This is a genomic window from Sphingomonas sp. Leaf67, from assembly GCF_001421965.1.
Lineage (GTDB): Bacteria > Pseudomonadota > Alphaproteobacteria > Sphingomonadales > Sphingomonadaceae > Sphingomonas.
In genome coordinates this window covers 192,637-211,107 of record NZ_LMLP01000020.1, presented here as the reverse complement: position 1 = coordinate 211,107, position 18,471 = coordinate 192,637, and the positions used below count along the sequence as shown (strand labels likewise).

Genomic DNA, 18,471 nt, shown 5'->3' with positions numbered 1-18,471 from the left:
GTTGTTCGGATCGGCTATGCGGCGGGAATGGTTAAGATGGGGTTAGACGATCGTTGCGCGAACGGTCCGATCCCCAGGAGGACCGGACCGAAATCGGCGCGAACCGATTGATTTGCAGGCAAGGACCATCTTGGCCGATGGCCGCCCCCTCCCGACCGGGAAGGGGCGGAGTATCGGCCGGCCTTACCGGTCGTGATGCAGCTGGCGGTACAGTTCGTCGTCCTGCCCGATCAGCTTCACCTCGATCCCGACATCGCCGAACGCCGGCGGAGTCATGTCGCCATCATCGGTCAGCACGTCGATTTCGGTGATGCCGATCGCCTTGAGCTGCTCCACGCCGCCTTCGACCTGCGCCAGCGCATGGGCGGCGTCGGCGTCCATCACCAAGGCGACCTTGTCGCTGCCCTGGAAGATCGGATCGGGTCCGTTCTGCCCATCGCCCAGCGAGCGGAGCAGGGCGCGGATCTCGGCCATGCCGCTATCCCCGTCCAGCCCGTCGAGGCCGAGGTCGACATAGACCGGCCCATTCTGACCATCGTCGAGGCGGACCTCGTCGACGCCCATGTCGCCGATGTCCTTCAGCGTCGCGAGCAGCTTGTCCGACGAACCGGTGCCGTCGATGACCAGCGTATCGGCGGTATAGGCGCGCAGCAGGCCCGATTCCGCCAGCGCATGATGCGCGCCGTCGGTGATGCGGTACACCCCGCCGGTGCCATCGTCGTCGGCCCCTTCGAAGCCGCTGCGCATCTCCTGGATCAGTTCGGCTTCGGCGCGAGCCTCTTCGGGATCGAGGAAGCGCTGTGCCACCGGATCGAAGGGTTCGTAGGCGAAGTCGATGCCGAACAGGTCGGTGATCTGGTCCAGCACCGCCAGCTGATCGGGATCGAGCAGGGCGATATCCTGATTGGTGACGATATGGTCGATCCCGGCATCGGCCAGTCCCTGTGCCAGTTCGACGATCGCACCCAGCTGGCTCGCATCGACCCGCAGCGTGACGTCGAGCAGGTCGTCCGACTGTGCCACGTCGAACTGCGGCAGGTCGTCGGCGCTGATCCCGGTCAGGTCGCCGGCATCGATCACCAGCTTTCCGCCGATGGTCCCCGCCACCACATCGACCTTCAGGTCGTGCAGCCCGCGCAGCGTCGTCGACATCTGCGTGCCCTCCGCCGCGACGGTGATGTCGTCGCCGTCCGCGAAGTGCAGGCCCGCCGCGACCAGATTGGCCGCCTGATCGTCGGAAATGACTGCCTGATCCTCGATCACGTCGAGCGTGTCGACATGGATCTGGCCAAGCAGCGCCGCCTCGCCAGGGGCGGTGACCGCCGCCAGTTCGGTCGCGCCCAGATGTACCACCACGTCGGCGGCAGGGGTGAAGTCCATGCCGTTGACCGACACGCCCCAGGCCTGCTGGAGCGACAGCCCCAGTGTGCCCGACCCGGCGACGCCGATATGGTCGATACCCGCATCGGCCAGCGCCGGTGCCAGCGCGAACATGTCGAAGTCGCGACCCAGCATCCCGGCATCGACGGTCAGCGTCACGTCGAGCGCGGCGTCGCTCTGGTCGATGACGAACGACGGCAGATCGCCGGTCGTGATGCCGTCGAGTGCGCCGCCCGCCTCCAGCGACAGGACGGTGACGCCCGCGCCCACCGCGACCGCATCGACATGCAGCCCCTGAAGCCCCTTCAGCGTGGTCGACATGTGCGTACCCTCGACCGCCAGCGTCACATCGTCACTCTCGACGAAGTCGACGCCCGCGCCGATCAGCCCGGCGGCCTGCGCCTCGGTGATGGTGGCGGCACCGGCGACGTCGAGATGATCGACATGGAGCTGCGCCAGCAGCGCCGGATCGCTGGCGATCCCCGCGAGTTGTCCCGCATCCACGTCGAGCGTGATGTCGGCGGTGGTCGCGAAGTCGAGCCCTGCGCCTGCCAACGCCTGCGCCTGACCCAGATCGAGTGCCAGCGCGCCGTTGCCGGCCACGCCCAGATGGTCGATGCCGCTGTCGCGTAGCCCGGCCGCCAGCTGGGTCAGGTCGACCCCGGCGCCGAGCGTGCCCGGATCGACGTTCAGCGTCACGTCGAGTGCGGCATCCGATTGCGCCACGTCGAACTGCGGCAGGCTGCCGACACTGAGCGAGTCCAGCGATCCGCCCGCCTCCAGCGACAGTGCGGTGACACCCGCACCGACCGCGATCGCATCGACATGCAACGCCTGCAGCGACTTCAGCGTGGTGTTGAGGTGGGTCCCCTCGACCTGCAGCGTCACGTCGCCGGCTTCGGCGAAATCGATGCCGGCGGTGACCAGCGTGTTCGCCTGCGCATCGTCGATGGTCGCGGTGTCGACGACGATCGTCTCCACGCCCGCGGCGGCCAGATCGGCGGCGCGGGTGATCGCGAAGTCGAGCTGCTCGGCCGATACCATGAGCAGCGGCACGTCGAGGCTGGCGGTGGCGGTGCCGATCGCAGTCGCGCCGGCGCTGTCCGCCACGGTGTAGCTGAAGCTCTGGCTACCGAAGAAATCGTCCGCCGGCGTAAAGGTCAGCGTGCCGTTTTCGCCCAGCGTCACCGTGCCGTTGGTCACGTCGACCGACTGGCCGATCACGATCGCGCGGCCTTCGACCGCGACGACGCTGAGCGGGCCGCCGTTCGGATCGGTGTCATTGGCCAGCACGCCGATCTGTACCGACATGCCCAGACCGAATTTGGCGGCATCGGCCAGCGTCACCGGCGGCAGGTTGGCATCGGGCTGGTTGAGATCGCGGACGGTGTCGACCAGCGCGCCTGGCGAGGTCGCGCTCGCCACCGCCTGGTTGATCGCTGCCGCCTTTTGCGCGGTGGCCGTCGCCACGCCCGCATCGCCACCGGCCGCGACCAGCACGTTCGCCAGCTGCGTCGGATTGCCGAGATCGACCGCGCCGGTCTTCGTCATCTGGGCGATCTGGGCGCTGACCGCCGTGGCGCTGACGCCCGCCGCCTGCGCCTGGATCATCACCGTCGCGATCTGGGTCGCAACCTTCTGGATCGCGAAACCGATCGCCGGATCGGCGGTTGGCGCGAGGAAGTCGAAGCTGCCGAGATCGACGCCTTCGGGCAGGCCGAACGCGCGGGCGACCTGTGCGTGCGCGGTCGCCACGTCGATGCCGGTCTGGGTCAGTTCGGCGACTAGCGTGGTCAGCGGCGTTATCGCCGTCGAACCCGCCGGGGCCTTCAGCGCAATGGTGTTGGGCAGGCCGGTGTCGGTGTTGACGCCGCCCAGTGCGATCATCGTGCCGACCGGTTCGCCGACCAGTGTGAAGCGGCCCTGTGCGTCGGTGATGGCGACCACTTCGCCATCATCATACGTGCCGTTGCCGTTCGCGTCGAAGAAGATGCGCGCACCGGCGACATAGCCGTCGATGACCACGCCCTGCGTAACCTGCGCCACGGTCAGGTTCAGCGTGTCGGTGTCGCTCGCCTGACCGTCGCTGGTGACCATGGTCAGCGTTTCCGCGCCGACATAGCCCGACGTGCTGGTATAGCCGATCGTGGCGAGCGTCGCATTGACCTGTGCCAGCGTGCCGGTCAGCACCAGCGAACCGGTGCCGGCGCCGCTGATCGTGGCGCCGCCGTCGACGGTGCCGGCGACCAGCACACCGTGCGCGACGCTCAGCGTGGTGGTGAAGCTGGCGTTGCCGCCATCGACATCGGCAATCGACAGGCCGTTGATCGTGACGGCACTACCCTGCGCCACCGGTGCGACGCTGGCGGGCAGCGCGTTGACCGGAGCGTCGTTCACCGGGGTGACGGTGCCGTTGACGGTTGCGGTGGCAGTGCCGCCCTTCCCGTCCGACACGGTATAGGTGAAGCTGGGGCTGCCGTTGAAATTGGCCGTCGGGGTGAAGAGCAGATCGCCGCCGACATTCAGGCTGACGACGCCGCCGGTGACCGTGACCGGGGCGGTCGCGGTGATCGCGGTACCGTTGATCTGCGTGACGCTCAGCGTATCGCTGTCGACGTCGCGGTCATTGGCGCGCACCGCGACGGTGACGGCGGTGTCCTCGGTGGTGGTGAAGCTGTCGTTGGTCGCGACCGGTGCGTCGTTGACGGCGGTGACGGTACCGGTGACGGTTGCGGTGGCCGTGCCGCCCTGCCCGTCCGATACGGTGTAGGTGAAGCTCGGGCTGCCGTTGAAATTGGCGGCGGGCGTAAAGGTCAGCCGGCCATCGGCATTCAGGCTGACGACGCCGCCGGTGATCGTGACCGGAGCGGTCGTGGTGATCGCGGTGCCGTTGATCTGCGTGACGCTCAGCGTGCCGCCATCGCGGTCGCTGTCGTTGGTCCGCACGTCGAAGGTGACGGCGGTGTCCTCGGCCGTGGTGAAGCTGTCGGCGCTCGCGCTCGGCACGACGTTGGCCGCGGGACCGTCCTTGTCGCCGCCGCCACCGCCAGCCAGCGCGACACCGCCGCCGCCGACCACCGCCAGCCCGGCCAGCAGCCATAGCGGCGAGAAGCCGCCATCGAGCGCCGAGTCATGATGCGTATCGGCGCTGGCGCGCTCGGCATGGGCGACATCGCCATGCGCGTCGCCGGCGGCGGCGATCTTCGCCTCGCCCTTGGCGGCAACCTTGATCTTTTCGCGGAACGCGGTTTCGAGGCGACGGATCGCCGCCGAGGCATCGACGTCCAGAAGCTGGATGAAATCGCTGTCGAGACCAAGCGAGGCCAGTGCCTTGGCATCGAGCAGCTGCTTGAGTTCGTCGATCGACAGGGTGCGGATCGCTTCCGGATCGATCGCAGCGATCGCCTCGGGGAGCGCGTCGGTGGGCACGGGACCGGTATCGCCGGCACCGGTATCGGCCGGGAGCGTCTCGGCATGCGCAGACTGGGTTTCGATCATGACAGCGGCGAGCAGGCCGACCGCCAGCTCGACCATGTTGCCCTTGAGCTTCAAAAATCGCCGACGCGGCAGTCGGATAGCCGAAGACTTCACTTATATTCCCCCTCTACGCCCGGTCCGGCCGGTCGCGGCGCATATCGGATCACCCCTGCAGGGGCGGCGCCGGCTCGACGGGATCGGCGCGCGTGCGACGATCGCGATACGGATATCCGGAACCAGACCCCGCTGCGGCCATGACCGCCCGAGACCCGCTCTGGACGGGGCCGTTTTCAGGGTAAAAGATTAAAGTCCGGTCAAAAAATGCGGCGGCGTGCAAAGAAAGTGCGGCGTCGAGGTCCTCCCAATGTGCATTGATGTTATTAAGGAAATGAGAGGCTCAAACTGACGAATTTCAGCCTTGGCAAAGCTCTTCGGCATAGTAGGAAGGTGAGGTTCGCAACGATGGCAACAGCAAGGCGAGCGGCCATGAGCGGTTGCGCAACGAGCAAGAGACCAAACCGCCTTGTTCCAACTGCCTCAATAGTGGAAACCAGTGCATATTTACCACTGGATACGCTTTCGGACGTGATGATAGAGGCCACATATACCGGCCGTAACAACTGGCCAGCGCACAGTTTGGAATCAGAATGGCTATCATCGAAGGTACGTTAGAAAACGATACGTTGCGCGGCTCCGCAGACGACGATGTCATTCGGGGGTTTGCTGGCGACGACGTCATTGATGGCGGCCCCGGTATGGACCAGCTATTCGGAGGGGAAGGCAACGATACCTTCAAGTTTTCGGAGGGACGACCGACCAAAGATACTGCCGGATCGCTAGGTTTGATCGATGGCAGTGAGGGGTTTGATACGGTTGACCTTCGCGGCCTTTTTGAAGCTGTCATGCTCCAGTACGTTACGTCTTCCGGTAAAATTGAATTCGGACTTCGTGTCGGAAGTCAAATGTTTGAACTAAAAAACTTAGAAAAAGTCTTTTTTTCTGAAAAAACAATAAGCATTGCAATAAATGATAGCTCCTTCCCCATCTTAGCGGAAATATATGCAGGATCTGCTTCCAATATAATATCGGTAAATGCGAATGCGAACGTGTGGTCGCAAGCAGGCGACGACAGAATCAGTGTTTTTGCAAAGAATGGATCAGGTTTTAGAACCGGAATCATTGATGGCGGAGAAGGTAATGATACTTTATCAGTCAGTAATATCTTTAAGATCGATTTGAGTAAAGGAATAATAGAAACGAATAATACAAAATTCTATGTTAATAACACGGAAAATCTACTAATTAATTTGGAGTATGATAGCCCCAATTTTGGCATAGTGGGTAGTGATGCAGATAACGTAATCACCATAAGCAACCTGTCATATTCTCCTGGTGGCGTTCGTATATATGGTGAAGGCGGAAATGACACGATAACCGGCTTCACCACACCGGATCATCTTTTTGGCGGGACTGGAAACGACGTTATTTATGGCCTTGAAGGGGATGATGAGCTTTTCGGCGAAGAAGGCGAAGACATACTATTTGGCGGCAACGGCGCCGACGTATTGAACGGACAAGCTAGTAATGACACGCTTTCCGGCGGTGCCGGGAATGATACGATTGATGGTGGGGCCGGCTTTGACCGCGCAAGCTATTCTGGCCTATTCAAAAATTACTCATCCGTAATTGTCGGTGATTCACTAAAACTCAAAGGACCAACCAGCGAGGGTGCCGATACCATTAGAAATGTGGAAATCATCACCTTCCGTGACGGCGTCATGAAATTTGATGCCGACGCGACATTCGCACAGATTATTCGTGCATATGACACCGTACTTGGCCGGTCACCCGACGAAGCTGGCTTAGAATTTTATGTCGATGCCATAGAAAAGCGGGGAGTATCGCTCTTGGCGGTTGCAGACGATCTAGCCCAATCCGCCGAATTTAAGGCAGCAACTGGCGGCCTTTCGAATGAACAGTTTGTTGATTATGTGTACCATCATGCGTTGGGTCGCGCTCCGGACGAGAGCGGAGCCAATTATTATACACAATTGCTAAATAACGGCATTAGTCGCGGTGCGTTCGTAGTCGATCTGTCAGAATCACCGGAGCATCGAGCATCCACGAAAGATAAGATCGCCGCAGGGTACTTCGATACGGATGAAACCTACCAGTCAATTGCCCTCCTCTACGATGGGTTCGCAAACCGACGGCCGGATGCAACCGGCCTAGTGTATTATGCCGAACGCGTCAAATCCGGTAATATGACATTGCTGCAGGTGGCGGATGACTTCGCCAGCTCAAAAGAATTTAAGGATCTTATTACAAATAAGACAAATGGTGAGATTGTTGATATGATCTACCAAAACACATTGGATAGATCTGCAGATTTTGGCGGAAAGAGTTTTTATGTTAGCCAGCTCGATATGGGCGCTACCTCTGCTGGAATTTTACTGGACGTATCACTAAGTAGCGAGCATTTTAGCTTAATTGCTAAGTATATTTGGCACGGAATAGATCTTGCTTAATAGGAATTAGTGCGGCTAAATTATATGATAATTTTTGAAATGGGATTTAACTTTTAATTTCCTGCTTATATTATGCTTCGATAAAATAATTTACGACCATTTTTTGAGCGGACTGAATCGGCAGAGTTTCACAACGGCGCAGCTTTTTGATTTACGGTTCCTGCTGGCGAAGGAAGCCGGCAGGGATGGAACGAGCCTTATCGTGTGATCTTCAGGATCGTGTTATTACTGCGGTTGAAGGCGGGCTATCATACCGACAGGCGGCCGAACGGTTCGGGGCCCGCGCAGCGAGCGCGATCCGGTGGCGACAGATGGCGTTTGCCCACGGCACGCCGGCGGCCAGACCGCAGGGCGGCGACCGTCACACGGCGAGGATCGAAGAGCATGCGCCCTTAATCCTGGCGTGATCGAGCAGCCCGACCTGACGCTGTTGGAGTTGCGCGAGATGCTGGTCGGCGGGAGCGTAAGTATCACCACGCTGCGGCGCTTCTTCGCCCGCCACGGGATCACGCGCAAAAATAGACCGGCCACGCGACCGAGCATGATCGCTCCGACGTCCTGAAACAACGTGAGGAGTGGTTCGATGGCCAGCGCGACCTCGACCCTGCGCGACTGGTCTTCATCGACGAAACCCCAGCCAGCACCAATATGGCGCGGCGCCATATTGGTGCTGGCTGGGCGAGCGCTTGCGCGCCGGCGTCCCCTTCGGTCACTGGAAGACCACCACCTTCACAGCCGGGCTCCGCCGCACCGACATGGTCGCACCATGGGGCTCGACGGACCGATGAATGCCGACGCGTTCCTCACCTACATCGCCTTTCCTCGTGCCCGAGCTCGCTCTTAGCGATGTGGCCATCATGAACAACCTGTCGAGCCACAAGGCACCCGCCGTGCGCGCAGCCGTCGAAAGCGTTGATGCCAGGCTCCTGCTCCTCCCGCCCTGTAGCCCCGACTTCAACCCGATCGAGCAAGCCTTCGCAAAACTGAAAGCCCACCTGATTAAGGCCACCGAGCGCATCATCCACGGCCTCTGGAACGCCATCGGCCGCATCCTCGGCCTCAATCCGTCAAAGGAATGCGTAAACTAATTCGCAAACTGTGGGTATCATGCAGAATTATCTAAAAACGTCCTAATACGTTTCACTATTACAATGATCCGGCTGTGTCTTTCCAACACGCCGGATCATGATTTTAACAAAAATGGGCCTAGAATATATCAATACCGTTGATAATAGCGCCGCTCATCAGGTTATAATGTTCCTGGCTCAGGCTGACTTCGGCTACGAACGCGGCCGGCGCAAACCCCTTATTCAGCATGTCGGTATAATAGGCAGCGCCTCCCGCGTCCGGTGCCCGGTCGAGCGTATTGCGATAGACATAGTCTACCAATTGGGCATTACTCTTGCCTTGGATAGCTGCCTTGAACTCGCTTGATCCAGCAAAATCCTCGGCCACCTGCGACAGCGACATCGTTCCTGACTTCGCGCGCTCTGCATAATATTGCAAACCGCTCGCATCCGGGCGCCTGCCCAAAAAGCTGTCGTAGAACAACGTCACTGCCTGATAGCTGTCGTCGACGCTGAAATAGCCTTTTGCTACCAATTCTGCAGTAAGGCTGCGATGCTCGGCAGATTCTGACAAATCGGCCACGAACACGCCGCGGCTCAGACCCGCATCCAGCAGCTGGGTGTAAAAGGTCTTGCCGCTTGCATCCGCAGCACGTCCCAGCGCTTGGCGGTACACGTAATCGACGAACTGCCCGTTGTTGAGGCCACCCGTCGCCGTCTGAAACTCTGCCGATCCCGCAATCTCGCTCGCAACCGCTGCTAGTGCTACACCCCGATCCTCAATAAGATCGACGTAAAACTCCAGACCAACCGCATCCGGCGCACGATCCAGAATCGTGTCGTACAACCGCATCACCTGCGCACCCGCACTGTCCGCATCCGTTACGAACATACCATCGGTAAACTGGAAGTACTCGACGCCGGTCGCGATATCGGTCCCGTCCGGACCGGCCACCGTAACCGAAGCGGATTCGGCCGACACCGTCGACTTCTTGAAAAAGTCGCCGAATACCGCCGTGTCGGTCCCGTTGCCGCCAATCAGATAGTCGTCATCCGCACCAGCCAGCAAACGATCGGCCCCGTCACCGCCGTCCAGCACGTCGCGGCCTGCGCCTCCGTCAAGCACATCGGCACCACCCAGGCCGAGCAAACGGTCGAAGCTTGCCGAGCCGGTGAGCGTGTCCGCACCCGACGTACCTTGCGCGGTCACATAATAGAGGTTGAATGCATGGAAACTGGCAGCATCCGTGTTGGACAGGGTCAATAGTGTAATGAACCCACCAGCACCATCGCCATCACGATCAACTTCCAGATTCGTCGACGTGCCATTCTGAACTAAACGAAGATAGCCGACGCCAAACGGATTGGCTTTGGTTGCATCCACTAAAAACAAATTCGTCGTCAATAACGAGGCAATGTCGATGATATCGCCACCAACGCCAGTAACGAAGTCCGTTACCGTCGTCCCGGTCGACAATGTTGCCGTGCTCGACGCCGCATAGCTGAGCGCGATCGTGTCGGTTCCTGCGCCGAAGGTGATCTGATAGCCAATATCGCTACCGCGACCATCGACTGTGACGCGATCGTTGCCGGCACCGCTATCGATCGTCGCCGTCGCCATGCCAACTACGCTGATGATATCGTCGCCGTTACCACCGGAAATCAACGACGCCCTGTCGATATAGCGCGTCCGTCCGTTGAAGGTGAGCGTATCGTTACCGTCTCCGCCTTCCATCGTAACGTTCGTGGAGCCGACGATATATTGCCGTGCCCCGGTCGGCGTCGTGTACATGGTAGTGCTGCGCGAGATGATCAGGGTATCGTCACCGCCGCGGCCGTAGAAGGCGTCGTTTCCGCCGTCTTCGTCCTCGAGGCGATTGGCTTGATCATCGCCGTTGAAAACATCGGTGGAGCGAGATCCCGACAGATTTTCCACCCCGAACAAAACATCAATTCCGGACGCCCCGGTATTTTGTGTTTGGCCCATGAGGCGAAGATCGACCGTCGCGGCACTATCATAATCGACGGTATCGATCCCATCGCCACCATCAATCCGGTCGTCACCAGCACCACCGCTCAGATAATCGTTACCCGCGCCGCCGTAGAGCGTATCGTCACCCGCATCGCCATAAAGGTCATCGCTACCGGCATTGCCGTAGATTTCATCATTGCCGGCACCACCTTTCAATACATCGGAGAAGTCAGCACCACGAAGAACATCGGCACCTTGACCGCTGTAGAAGACGACCCGCTCAACCGCCGCAACGGTACCGATTCCGACACCGCCCGCCAAAACAGTATTGGTTGCTGCGGGATTGCTGTTGTCGAATACGATGTTCGCAGTTTGGTCATGGAAAGAAAGATACGCGATATCGGTCCCTGCCCCGCCATTGACAGTTTCCTGAAAAGACGAGCCGAAATCAGCTCCGGTGGCTTCATCAACGGACTTACCGGTTCCGACCACGAAGGTGTAGCTGCCACTAAGCGTTACGCGGGATGCCAAGCCCGGGATCAGGATGTCGTTGCCATCGCCGCCATTCAATTGGTCGATACCTGCGCCGCCAACCAGGAAGTCGTTACCAGCATCACCGTTCAGCGTGTCATTACCCGCCAGTGTGCTGGTGCCATCGGTACCGTCGCCATAGAGGATATCACCCGCCGCGCCACCCGATAGCACATCGTTGCCATCGTTACCGACCAACACATCGTTGGAGTCGCTACCGGTCAGAGTATCGTTGCCGGATTCACCAATATAATTCATGCGTATCAACTCCCGCGCACATTCCGCCTAAGCGTTCGCGTGGGATCAGTACCCGTCTCGTCACGAAAATTCCACCGAAGTCTCGGCTAACGCATGATCTAAAACAGGAATCTTCGTCCGTTTACCATATAGCTTGCGAGCATGTAACGAACCAGAAATATGAATCCGATCATCGGAATCCTAAATTATGGCTCATTTCAAATGATATTAGATCTTATCTATATAGTATATACCAATAAAATCTATGAACTTATATCAAATCGATACCGTTGATGATAGTACCGCTCATCAGGTTGTAATGCTCCTGGCCCAGGCTGACTTCGGCCACAAACGCAGCCGGCGCAAAGCCCTTGTTCAGCAGGTCGGTATAATAAGCAGCACCACCCGCATCCGGTGCGCGGTCGAGCGTGTTGCGATAGACATAATCCACTATTTCGGCGTTACTCTTGCCCTGGATAGCTGCCTTAAACTCACTTGAACCGGCGAAATCGTCCGCTACCTGCGACAGCGACATGGTTCCCGACTTTACGCGACCGGCATAATATTGCAGACCACCCGCATCCGGACGACGGCCCATGAAGCTGTCATAGAACAACGTTACCGCCTGATAGCTGTCGTCAACGCTGAAATAGCCTTTTGCTACCATTTCCGCCGTGAGATCGCGATGTTCCGCCGATTCCGACAGATCGGCCACGAACACGCCGCGGCTCAGACCCGAATCCAGCAACTGGGTGTAAAACGCCTTGCCGCTTGCATCCGCAGCACGTCCCAGCGCCTTCTGGTACACGTAATCGACGAACCGTCCGTTGTTGAGGCCACCCGTTGCTGTCTGAAACTCGGCCGATCCCGCAATCTCGCTCGCAATCGCCGCCAGTGATACACCGCGATCCTCGATACGATCAACGTAGAATTCCAAACCAACCGCATCCGGCGCCCGATCCAAAATCGTATCGTACAACCGCATTAGCTGCGCACCCGTACTATCCGCATCCGTTACGAACATGCCATCGGTAAACTGGAAATATTCTATTCCTTCGGCAACATCGTTACCTTCCGAACCAACAATCCGGATCGAACCATCGTCGATACGCGTGACATTATTATTAAAGTAACTGTCGAAAATTGCGGTATCGGTACCGTTACCACCGACTATTACATCATTACCGATACCGCCGTACAGAAAATCATTGCCACCCAGCCCTTCAATCTCGTCATCCCCAATCCCGCCCCAAATCATATCGTTTCCTTCGGAACCGTATAGGCGATCGTCTAGGCTGGATCCGAATATCCTCATGTTCTCGGAAAATATCCTCTCCAGGATTTCGTCGTACGAACCCGTCTCGACTAACGTCGCGAGATCGACATCAGGAAAATTCAAACCGCCGATAGCGAAAATTTTGGTACCGTCGCGGTATTCGACGATATCCGTGATCGTACCGGCAATGATTGTTCCGTCGGCTCCGATGGTCATGCCGGCTACCATCATTTCATCACGAAAACCGCCATCGAACCGCAATTCGATGCTGTTCGCCGTTTTCACAGCCAGAACAGGAGCCAGGTAACTGGTGAATGCCGTCTCATACATGTCCAATGCAACGATCGGGTCCGCGATGATACTGATCATGCTGTCGCTTTCGCCCTACGCACAGAAACTGCAAGTACGTTCCTTGGTTACTCTATTTGCAGTTTTTGTTATAAAAAATGGTTACGGACGGATGACGTATGTAAAGAAATTTTACAGTGTGTCTGACTATACGAATAAGTATTAAATCAAGCTGAAGAAGATTGTCGGCGTCTGTCGCACCTGTCAGTCAATCCTCGACGCCGCCGACCCGAGCCGGGCTATCGCCACCGACCATGCCCGCTGCTGGAGCGAACTCCGACCTGACCCGCGATCTGGAAGATCAGATGTACGTCCGCGACGTGGTGTTCATGACCGGTATCGCCGATGGTGGCGACCATTATGTCGTTGCGTCGAGCGAGGCGGACCCTCGCGTACCGGATCACGCATATTCCAAAGGGCCGGTTCGTGTAGACTGCCCTCGATTGCCCCTGCAGCCTCCCTCCACCCCCCAAGCAAAACTACCCCCGCGCTAAATCCCTACTCTATTGATCGGCAATGCTATCCCGGCCATTCTCCCATGTAATACAGGGAGATTACGCATGGCATTGTCGTTGGCGCTGATTCTGGCGCAGGTCGCCACCCCGGTGGTGCCCGAACCGGTCGCGCCCGCACAGGCCACCACGCCCGAGGTTGAAACCGGGGAAACGCAGGACACGCCGCGCCCCGATACCGGCCGCCTCGCTCCGGCACAGGGCGGCGGCGAGATCGTCGTCACCGCCCGCCGCCGGGTCGAAACCCTGCAGTCGGTGCCGATCGCCATCTCGGTCATCGGCGGCACGACGCTGGCCGATACCGGCGCGTACAACGTCAACCGCCTGACCCAGCTGCAGCCGACGCTGCAATTCTATTCGACCAATCCGCGCAATTCTGCCGCCAATATCCGTGGCCTGGGCGCACCCTTCGGTCTCACCAACGACGGCATCGAACAGGGCGTCGGCATCTATGTCGACGGCGTCTATTACAGCCGCATCGCATCGGCGACGTTCGACTTCACCGACACCGAACGGATCGAGATCCTGCGCGGGCCGCAGGGCACGCTCTATGGCAAGAACACCACGGCGGGCGCGATCAACATCACCACCCGCAAGCCGAGCTTCACCCCCGAAGCCCGCGTCGAGCTGACCACCGGCAATTACGACTTCATCCAGGCCAAGGCATCCGCCTCCGGCCCGATCGTCGATGGCAAGCTCGCCGCGCGCCTCTCCGCCTCGGTCACCTCGCGGCGCGGCACGATCCGCAACACCGTGCTGGGCGGCTATGCCAATGCGCAGGATAACCAGAGCGTGCGCGGCCAGTTGCTGTGGACGCCCGCGTCCAATCTCGACGTGACGCTGTACGGCGACTATGGTCATCAGAACCCCAATTGCTGTGCGCAGATCTATGTCCGCACCGGCACGACGCAGCGCCCGCTGAACCGGCAATATGCCGCGCTCGCTGCCGCGTTCGGCTATGCGCCGCCCTCGACCAATGCCTTCGACCGGCTGACCGACCTCGACACCCCGCTGCGGGCGCGACAGGAGCTGGGCGGGGTCTCGCTGGTCGGCAATCTCGACCTTGGCGGGGCGACGCTGACCTCGGTCAGCGCGTGGCGTTTCTGGAACTGGGACCCGTCGAACGACCGCGATTTCACCGGCCTGCCGATCACCACCGTGTCGGCCAATCCCTCGCAGCAGCGCCAGTGGAGCCAGGAACTGCGCATCGCGTCGAACGGCAAACGCCCGGTCGATTACGTCGCCGGCCTGTTCTATTTCCACCAGACGATCGATACGCAGGGGTTGCAGGTCCAGGGGCCGGCCGCCTCGCGCTTCCTGCTCAACCCCGGCAGCGTCACCCCGGGCAGCGCCGGCTGCGCGCCCGTGACGGCGGCGGCCTGCAACCCGGCGGTGCTGGGCGGCCTGACCGCGCGCAACACCATCGGTTTCTCGAACACCAGCGCGGCGGTATTCGGGAAAGCGACGTGGCACATCACCGACGCGCTCTCGATCGCGCCGGGCGTGCGCGTGAACTATGACAAGAAGACCGGCGATTACGTGTCGGTCGTCACCACCGGCAGCGGATCGACCATACTGACCAATGACCAGCGCGGCGTGCTCGCCCCGCAGTCGTATCGCCCCGATTTCGACGACTGGAACGTGTCGGGCGACGTGACCCTTGCCTATGACGTGGCGCGCGATGTCCATGCCTATGCGACCTATGCCCGTAGCTATAAATCGGGCGGCATCAACCTGTCAGGCCTGCCGCTCGACGGCAGCAACAACCCGATCCTCGCCGCTGCACAGGTGAAGCCCGAACAGGTCAACCACTACGAACTGGGGCTGAAGACCCAGTGGCTCGACCGGCGGATCACCGCCAACCTCGCCGCCTTCTGGACCGATATCAGCGATTATCAGGCGACGGTGACCAACGGACAGCTGGGCGTGCTGCGCGGTTACCTCGCCAATGCCGAAGCGGTGCGCACCCGCGGCGTCGAGCTCGACACCGCCTTCCGCCCGACCGAGCGGCTGAACCTCTATGCCAACGCCGCCTATACCGATGCGAAGTACGTCCGCTTCGTCGACGCCCCCTGCCCGCCCGAATTGTCGGGCGGCAGCGCGCCGGCGACGGGACAGCAGACCAGCCCGGCGGGCACCGCCGGCGGCATCAGCCCGTCGGCCTGCGACGTATCGGGACAGCGCCTGCCCGGCATCTCGAAATGGGCGTTCAGCTATGGCGCCGAATATACCCTGCCGGCGAAGATCGGGACCACCGACGGCAATGCCTATCTCGGCTTCGACGGCAGCTATCGCTCGCGCTTCTCGTCCAACCCGTCGCCCTCGGCCTATACCTATATCGACGGCTACAGCCTCACGAACTTCCGCCTTGGCTACCGCGCGGACGATGGATGGAACGCCTTCCTGTGGCTGCGCAACGCGTTCGACCAGAATTACTACGAACTGCTCGCGACCCAGTCGGGCAATACCGGCCTGATCGTCGGGCAACCGGGCGATCCGCGGACGTACGGCGTGACGATCTCGGCGTCGTTCTGACCTCCCGTACCCCCGCGCAGGCGGGGGTCCAGGGCCACACGGGAAACGCTGCCTTGCTTGGCTGCGCGGGAGTACGCCTGCGTGCAGGCTTCCGGTTATCCCGTTGACGGCGGCTTTCGACGGACAAGGGATATTGGTTCACGCGAAGGCGCGAAGGGCGCGAAGAGAAGATGGGGTTCGCGCGGAGGCGCGGAGACGCAGAGGGCGTTGCGATCCGGGTGAGCCCCCCGCGATCGGGAGACACCTCCCCCGCTGACAGACAAGCCGAAGCGCGCTTGCGCGGGTGACATTCGCCAAAGCCCCCTCTGCGTCCTCTGCGCCTTTGCGCCTTTGCGCGAACCCATTCCTTCTTCTTCCTTCGCGGCTCTGCGGCTCCGCGCGAACCCCCTCCTTTTTCTTCCACGCCCCCACGTCTCCGCGTGACCTAATCTGCAGGAGGGTTACCTCACCGCCCGGTCAGCGCATAATCCTGCACCAGCAAGCCCGCAGGGACATGCCACGCTTCCGAAATCGTCCGGATCATCGGCAGCGTCAGTGCCCGGCGGCGGTTCATGATCTCACTCGCGCGCGACGGACCGATCAGTGCGGCGAGTTGCGCACGGGTATAGCCGTTCATCTCCATCGCCGCCTCGATCGCCCGCACCGGGTCGAGCGGCTCGATCGGCCAGCGCCGGCGTTCATAGGTTTCGACCAGCGTCACCAGCACGTCGAGCCGGTCACCGGCTTCGGTTCCCTCCTCGGCACCCCACAACGCTTCGATCTCACGAAGCGCGTCTTCATGATCGGCATCGCTCCGGATCGGGCGAATATGCATGGTCGCATTTCCTTCCATCACAACAGGTTCACCGTCAGGGCGTCGATCCGGTCATACTCGGCATGGGTACCGATGAACTTCACGAACGCGATCGACCGCCGCCAATCGAACGCGACGATCATCCGGTAATTGCCCCCGGCGATTTCGAACCGCACCCGTTCCCCGTTCAGCGCCTTTGCCTTCGCGAAATCGGCGATGACGTCCAACGGGTTCTGCCATGCCGCAGCAGCGGCCACTTCATGCCAATGCTTCAACGACGCTTCCGTGGTGGGATGCCGTTCCCAGAACGCAATCAACCGGTTCCGGGCGATGATCCGCATGAGGAAGTCATACCATTTCCCAATCTGGGAAACAAGCATATTACCCAATTTGGGAAATTTCTTGGTGCCCCCCGTCCCCACGCACCGGAACCCAACGCCACCCCCGACCGCTCGTCTTCACATGACCGACGAACCCACCCGCCCCGGCCGCGCCGTTCCCTCTGGCCGTCTGTCGCGCCTGTCCGGCTTCGGGCGTCTGGCCGGCGGCATCGCCGGGGGCGTGATCGCCGAAGGGGCGCGGCGATTGGCGAGCGGTGAACGCCCGCGCATGGGCGACCTGATCCTTACCCCCGCCAATGCCAAGCGCATGGCCGACCGCCTGTCGCACCTGCGCGGGGCGGCCATGAAGCTCGGACAGATGATCTCGATGGACGCGGGCGACCTGCTGCCGCCCGAACTCGCCACGATCCTCGCCCAGTTGCGCAATCAGGGCCAACCCATGCCCTCCGCGCAGCTCGACCGGCTGCTGATCGCCGAATGGGGCACCGACTGGCGCAGCAAGCTCGCCAAGTTCGACGCGAACCCGATCGCCGCCGCCTCGATCGGGCAGGTCCATCGCGCCGAACTGAAGGATGGCCGCCGCCTCGCGATCAAGGTGCAATATCCCGGCGTGCGTGAGAGCATCGACGCCGATGTCGACAATGTCGCAACGCTGCTGCGCGTCTCCAACCTGTTGCCGCGCGAGCTGGACCTAAAACCCCTGCTCGCCGAGGCCAAGCGCCAACTGGCCGACGAAGCCGATTATCTGCGCGAGGCCGACGCCATGCGCCGCTATGGGCAGCGCCTTGCCGGCGACCCGCGCTATGTCGTCCCCGCGCCGGTCGACGCGCTGACCACGCCCCGCATCCTGACCATGGACTATATCGACGGCACCCCGATCGAAGGGCTGGCGACCGCACCGCAAGCCACGCGCGACGCGGCGATGACCGCGCTGATCGACTTGGTCTTGCGCGAACTGTTCGACTTCGCCGAGATGCAGACCGATCCCAATTTCGCCAATTATCGCTGGCAGGCGGACAGTGGCCGGGTCGTCCTGCTCGATTTCGGCGCGACGCGGCCCGTGCCGCCCGACACCGCCGACGCGTATCGCCGCCTGATCGCCGCCGGCCTCGCCCACGACCGCGACACGATCCGCGACGTGGCGGTCGAAACCGGCTTTCTGGGTGCCGCCGCCGTGGCAGCGCATCGCGGCGCGGTCGACCGGATCATCGCCGCGATCGACGACGCGATGGCCCGCCCCGGCCCCTTCGACTTCGGCGACCGCGCCTTCGTGCCGGTGGTCCGCGAGGAAGCCCGCACCCTCGCCACCGACCGTGCCACTTGGCACGTACCGCACGTCGAAACGCTGTTCGTACAGCGCAAGATCAGCGGCACGGCGCTGTTGGGTGCAAGGCTGAAGGCGCGGGTCGACGTGCGAGGGATGGCGGCGAAGGCAACGGGTCGACCTGTCGACATGTAGACGTTTGTTGACGAC

Annotated in this window: 8 protein-coding genes and 1 pseudogene; 4 read left to right on the top strand and 5 right to left on the bottom strand. The window is 60.9% G+C overall.

Going from position 1 to position 18,471, the window contains the following annotated elements; translation table 11 throughout:
• Window positions 1-183 precede the first annotated feature (183 nt).
• A complete protein-coding gene (locus ASE90_RS11800) occupies window positions 184-4,932 on the bottom strand; it encodes a cadherin-like domain-containing protein (protein ID WP_056000624.1) in 4,749 nt (1,582 codons plus the stop codon).
• 572 nt (window positions 4,933-5,504) lie between these two features.
• Between ASE90_RS11800 and ASE90_RS19225 the strand changes: the two genes are divergently transcribed.
• Complete coding sequence (locus ASE90_RS19225; protein WP_082449755.1) at window positions 5,505-7,385, top strand: DUF4214 domain-containing protein; 1,881 nt, start codon at window positions 5,505-5,507, stop codon at window positions 7,383-7,385.
• Window positions 7,386-7,570: 185 nt separating this feature from the next.
• Window positions 7,571-8,473: pseudogene (locus ASE90_RS21020) on the top strand (IS630 family transposase).
• Between the two features lie 118 nt (window positions 8,474-8,591).
• Here the strand turns inward: ASE90_RS21020 and ASE90_RS11785 are convergent.
• Window positions 8,592-11,213 carry a DUF4214 domain-containing protein gene (locus ASE90_RS11785; protein ID WP_056000617.1) on the bottom strand — a complete coding sequence of 874 codons (2,622 nt, stop codon included), beginning with the start codon at window positions 11,211-11,213 and terminating at the stop codon, window positions 8,592-8,594.
• 250 nt (window positions 11,214-11,463) lie between these two features.
• Window positions 11,464-12,837, bottom strand: a complete 1,374-nt coding sequence (locus tag ASE90_RS11780) for a DUF4214 domain-containing protein (protein WP_056000613.1) — start codon at window positions 12,835-12,837, stop codon at window positions 11,464-11,466.
• Between the two features lie 539 nt (window positions 12,838-13,376).
• On the opposite strand from ASE90_RS11780, the gene ASE90_RS11775 reads away from it, so the two are divergent.
• Entirely contained in the window at window positions 13,377-15,863 is a 2,487-nt protein-coding gene (locus tag ASE90_RS11775) for a TonB-dependent receptor (RefSeq protein WP_056000610.1), read from the top strand.
• 445 nt (window positions 15,864-16,308) lie between these two features.
• On the opposite strand, the gene ASE90_RS11770 is transcribed toward ASE90_RS11775, so the two are convergent.
• The gene (locus tag ASE90_RS11770; protein WP_056000882.1) at window positions 16,309-16,677 is read right to left on the bottom strand and encodes a helix-turn-helix domain-containing protein; all 369 of its coding nucleotides are present in this window, start codon (window positions 16,675-16,677) and stop codon (window positions 16,309-16,311) included.
• A 17-nt stretch (window positions 16,678-16,694) separates the two neighbouring features.
• The gene (locus ASE90_RS11765) at window positions 16,695-17,036 is read right to left on the bottom strand and encodes a type II toxin-antitoxin system HigB family toxin (RefSeq protein ID WP_235531781.1); all 342 of its coding nucleotides are present in this window, start codon (window positions 17,034-17,036) and stop codon (window positions 16,695-16,697) included.
• An 82-nt stretch (window positions 17,037-17,118) separates the two neighbouring features.
• Between ASE90_RS11765 and ASE90_RS11760 the strand changes: the two genes are divergently transcribed.
• The gene (locus ASE90_RS11760; RefSeq protein WP_056000605.1) at window positions 17,119-18,456 is read left to right on the top strand and encodes an ABC1 kinase family protein; all 1,338 of its coding nucleotides are present in this window, start codon (window positions 17,119-17,121) and stop codon (window positions 18,454-18,456) included.
• Window positions 18,457-18,471 lie beyond the last annotated feature (15 nt).

Bases quoted from the DNA above. Each gene is read 5' to 3' on its own strand.
- ASE90_RS19225 (WP_082449755.1), top strand. From the start codon at position 5,505: ATGGCTATCATCGAAGGTACGTTAGAAAACGATACGTTGCGCGGCTCC.
- ASE90_RS11760 (WP_056000605.1), top strand. From the start codon at position 17,119: ATGACCGACGAACCCACCCGCCCCGGCCGCGCCGTTCCCTCTGGCCGT.
- ASE90_RS11770 (WP_056000882.1), bottom strand. From the start codon at position 16,677: ATGCATATTCGCCCGATCCGGAGCGATGCCGATCATGAAGACGCGCTT.
- ASE90_RS11780 (WP_056000613.1), bottom strand. From the start codon at position 12,837: ATGATCAGTATCATCGCGGACCCGATCGTTGCATTGGACATGTATGAG.
- ASE90_RS11785 (WP_056000617.1), bottom strand. From the start codon at position 11,213: ATGAATTATATTGGTGAATCCGGCAACGATACTCTGACCGGTAGCGAC.
- ASE90_RS11765 (WP_235531781.1), bottom strand. From the start codon at position 17,036: ATGCTTGTTTCCCAGATTGGGAAATGGTATGACTTCCTCATGCGGATC.
- ASE90_RS11775 (WP_056000610.1), top strand. From the start codon at position 13,377: ATGGCATTGTCGTTGGCGCTGATTCTGGCGCAGGTCGCCACCCCGGTG.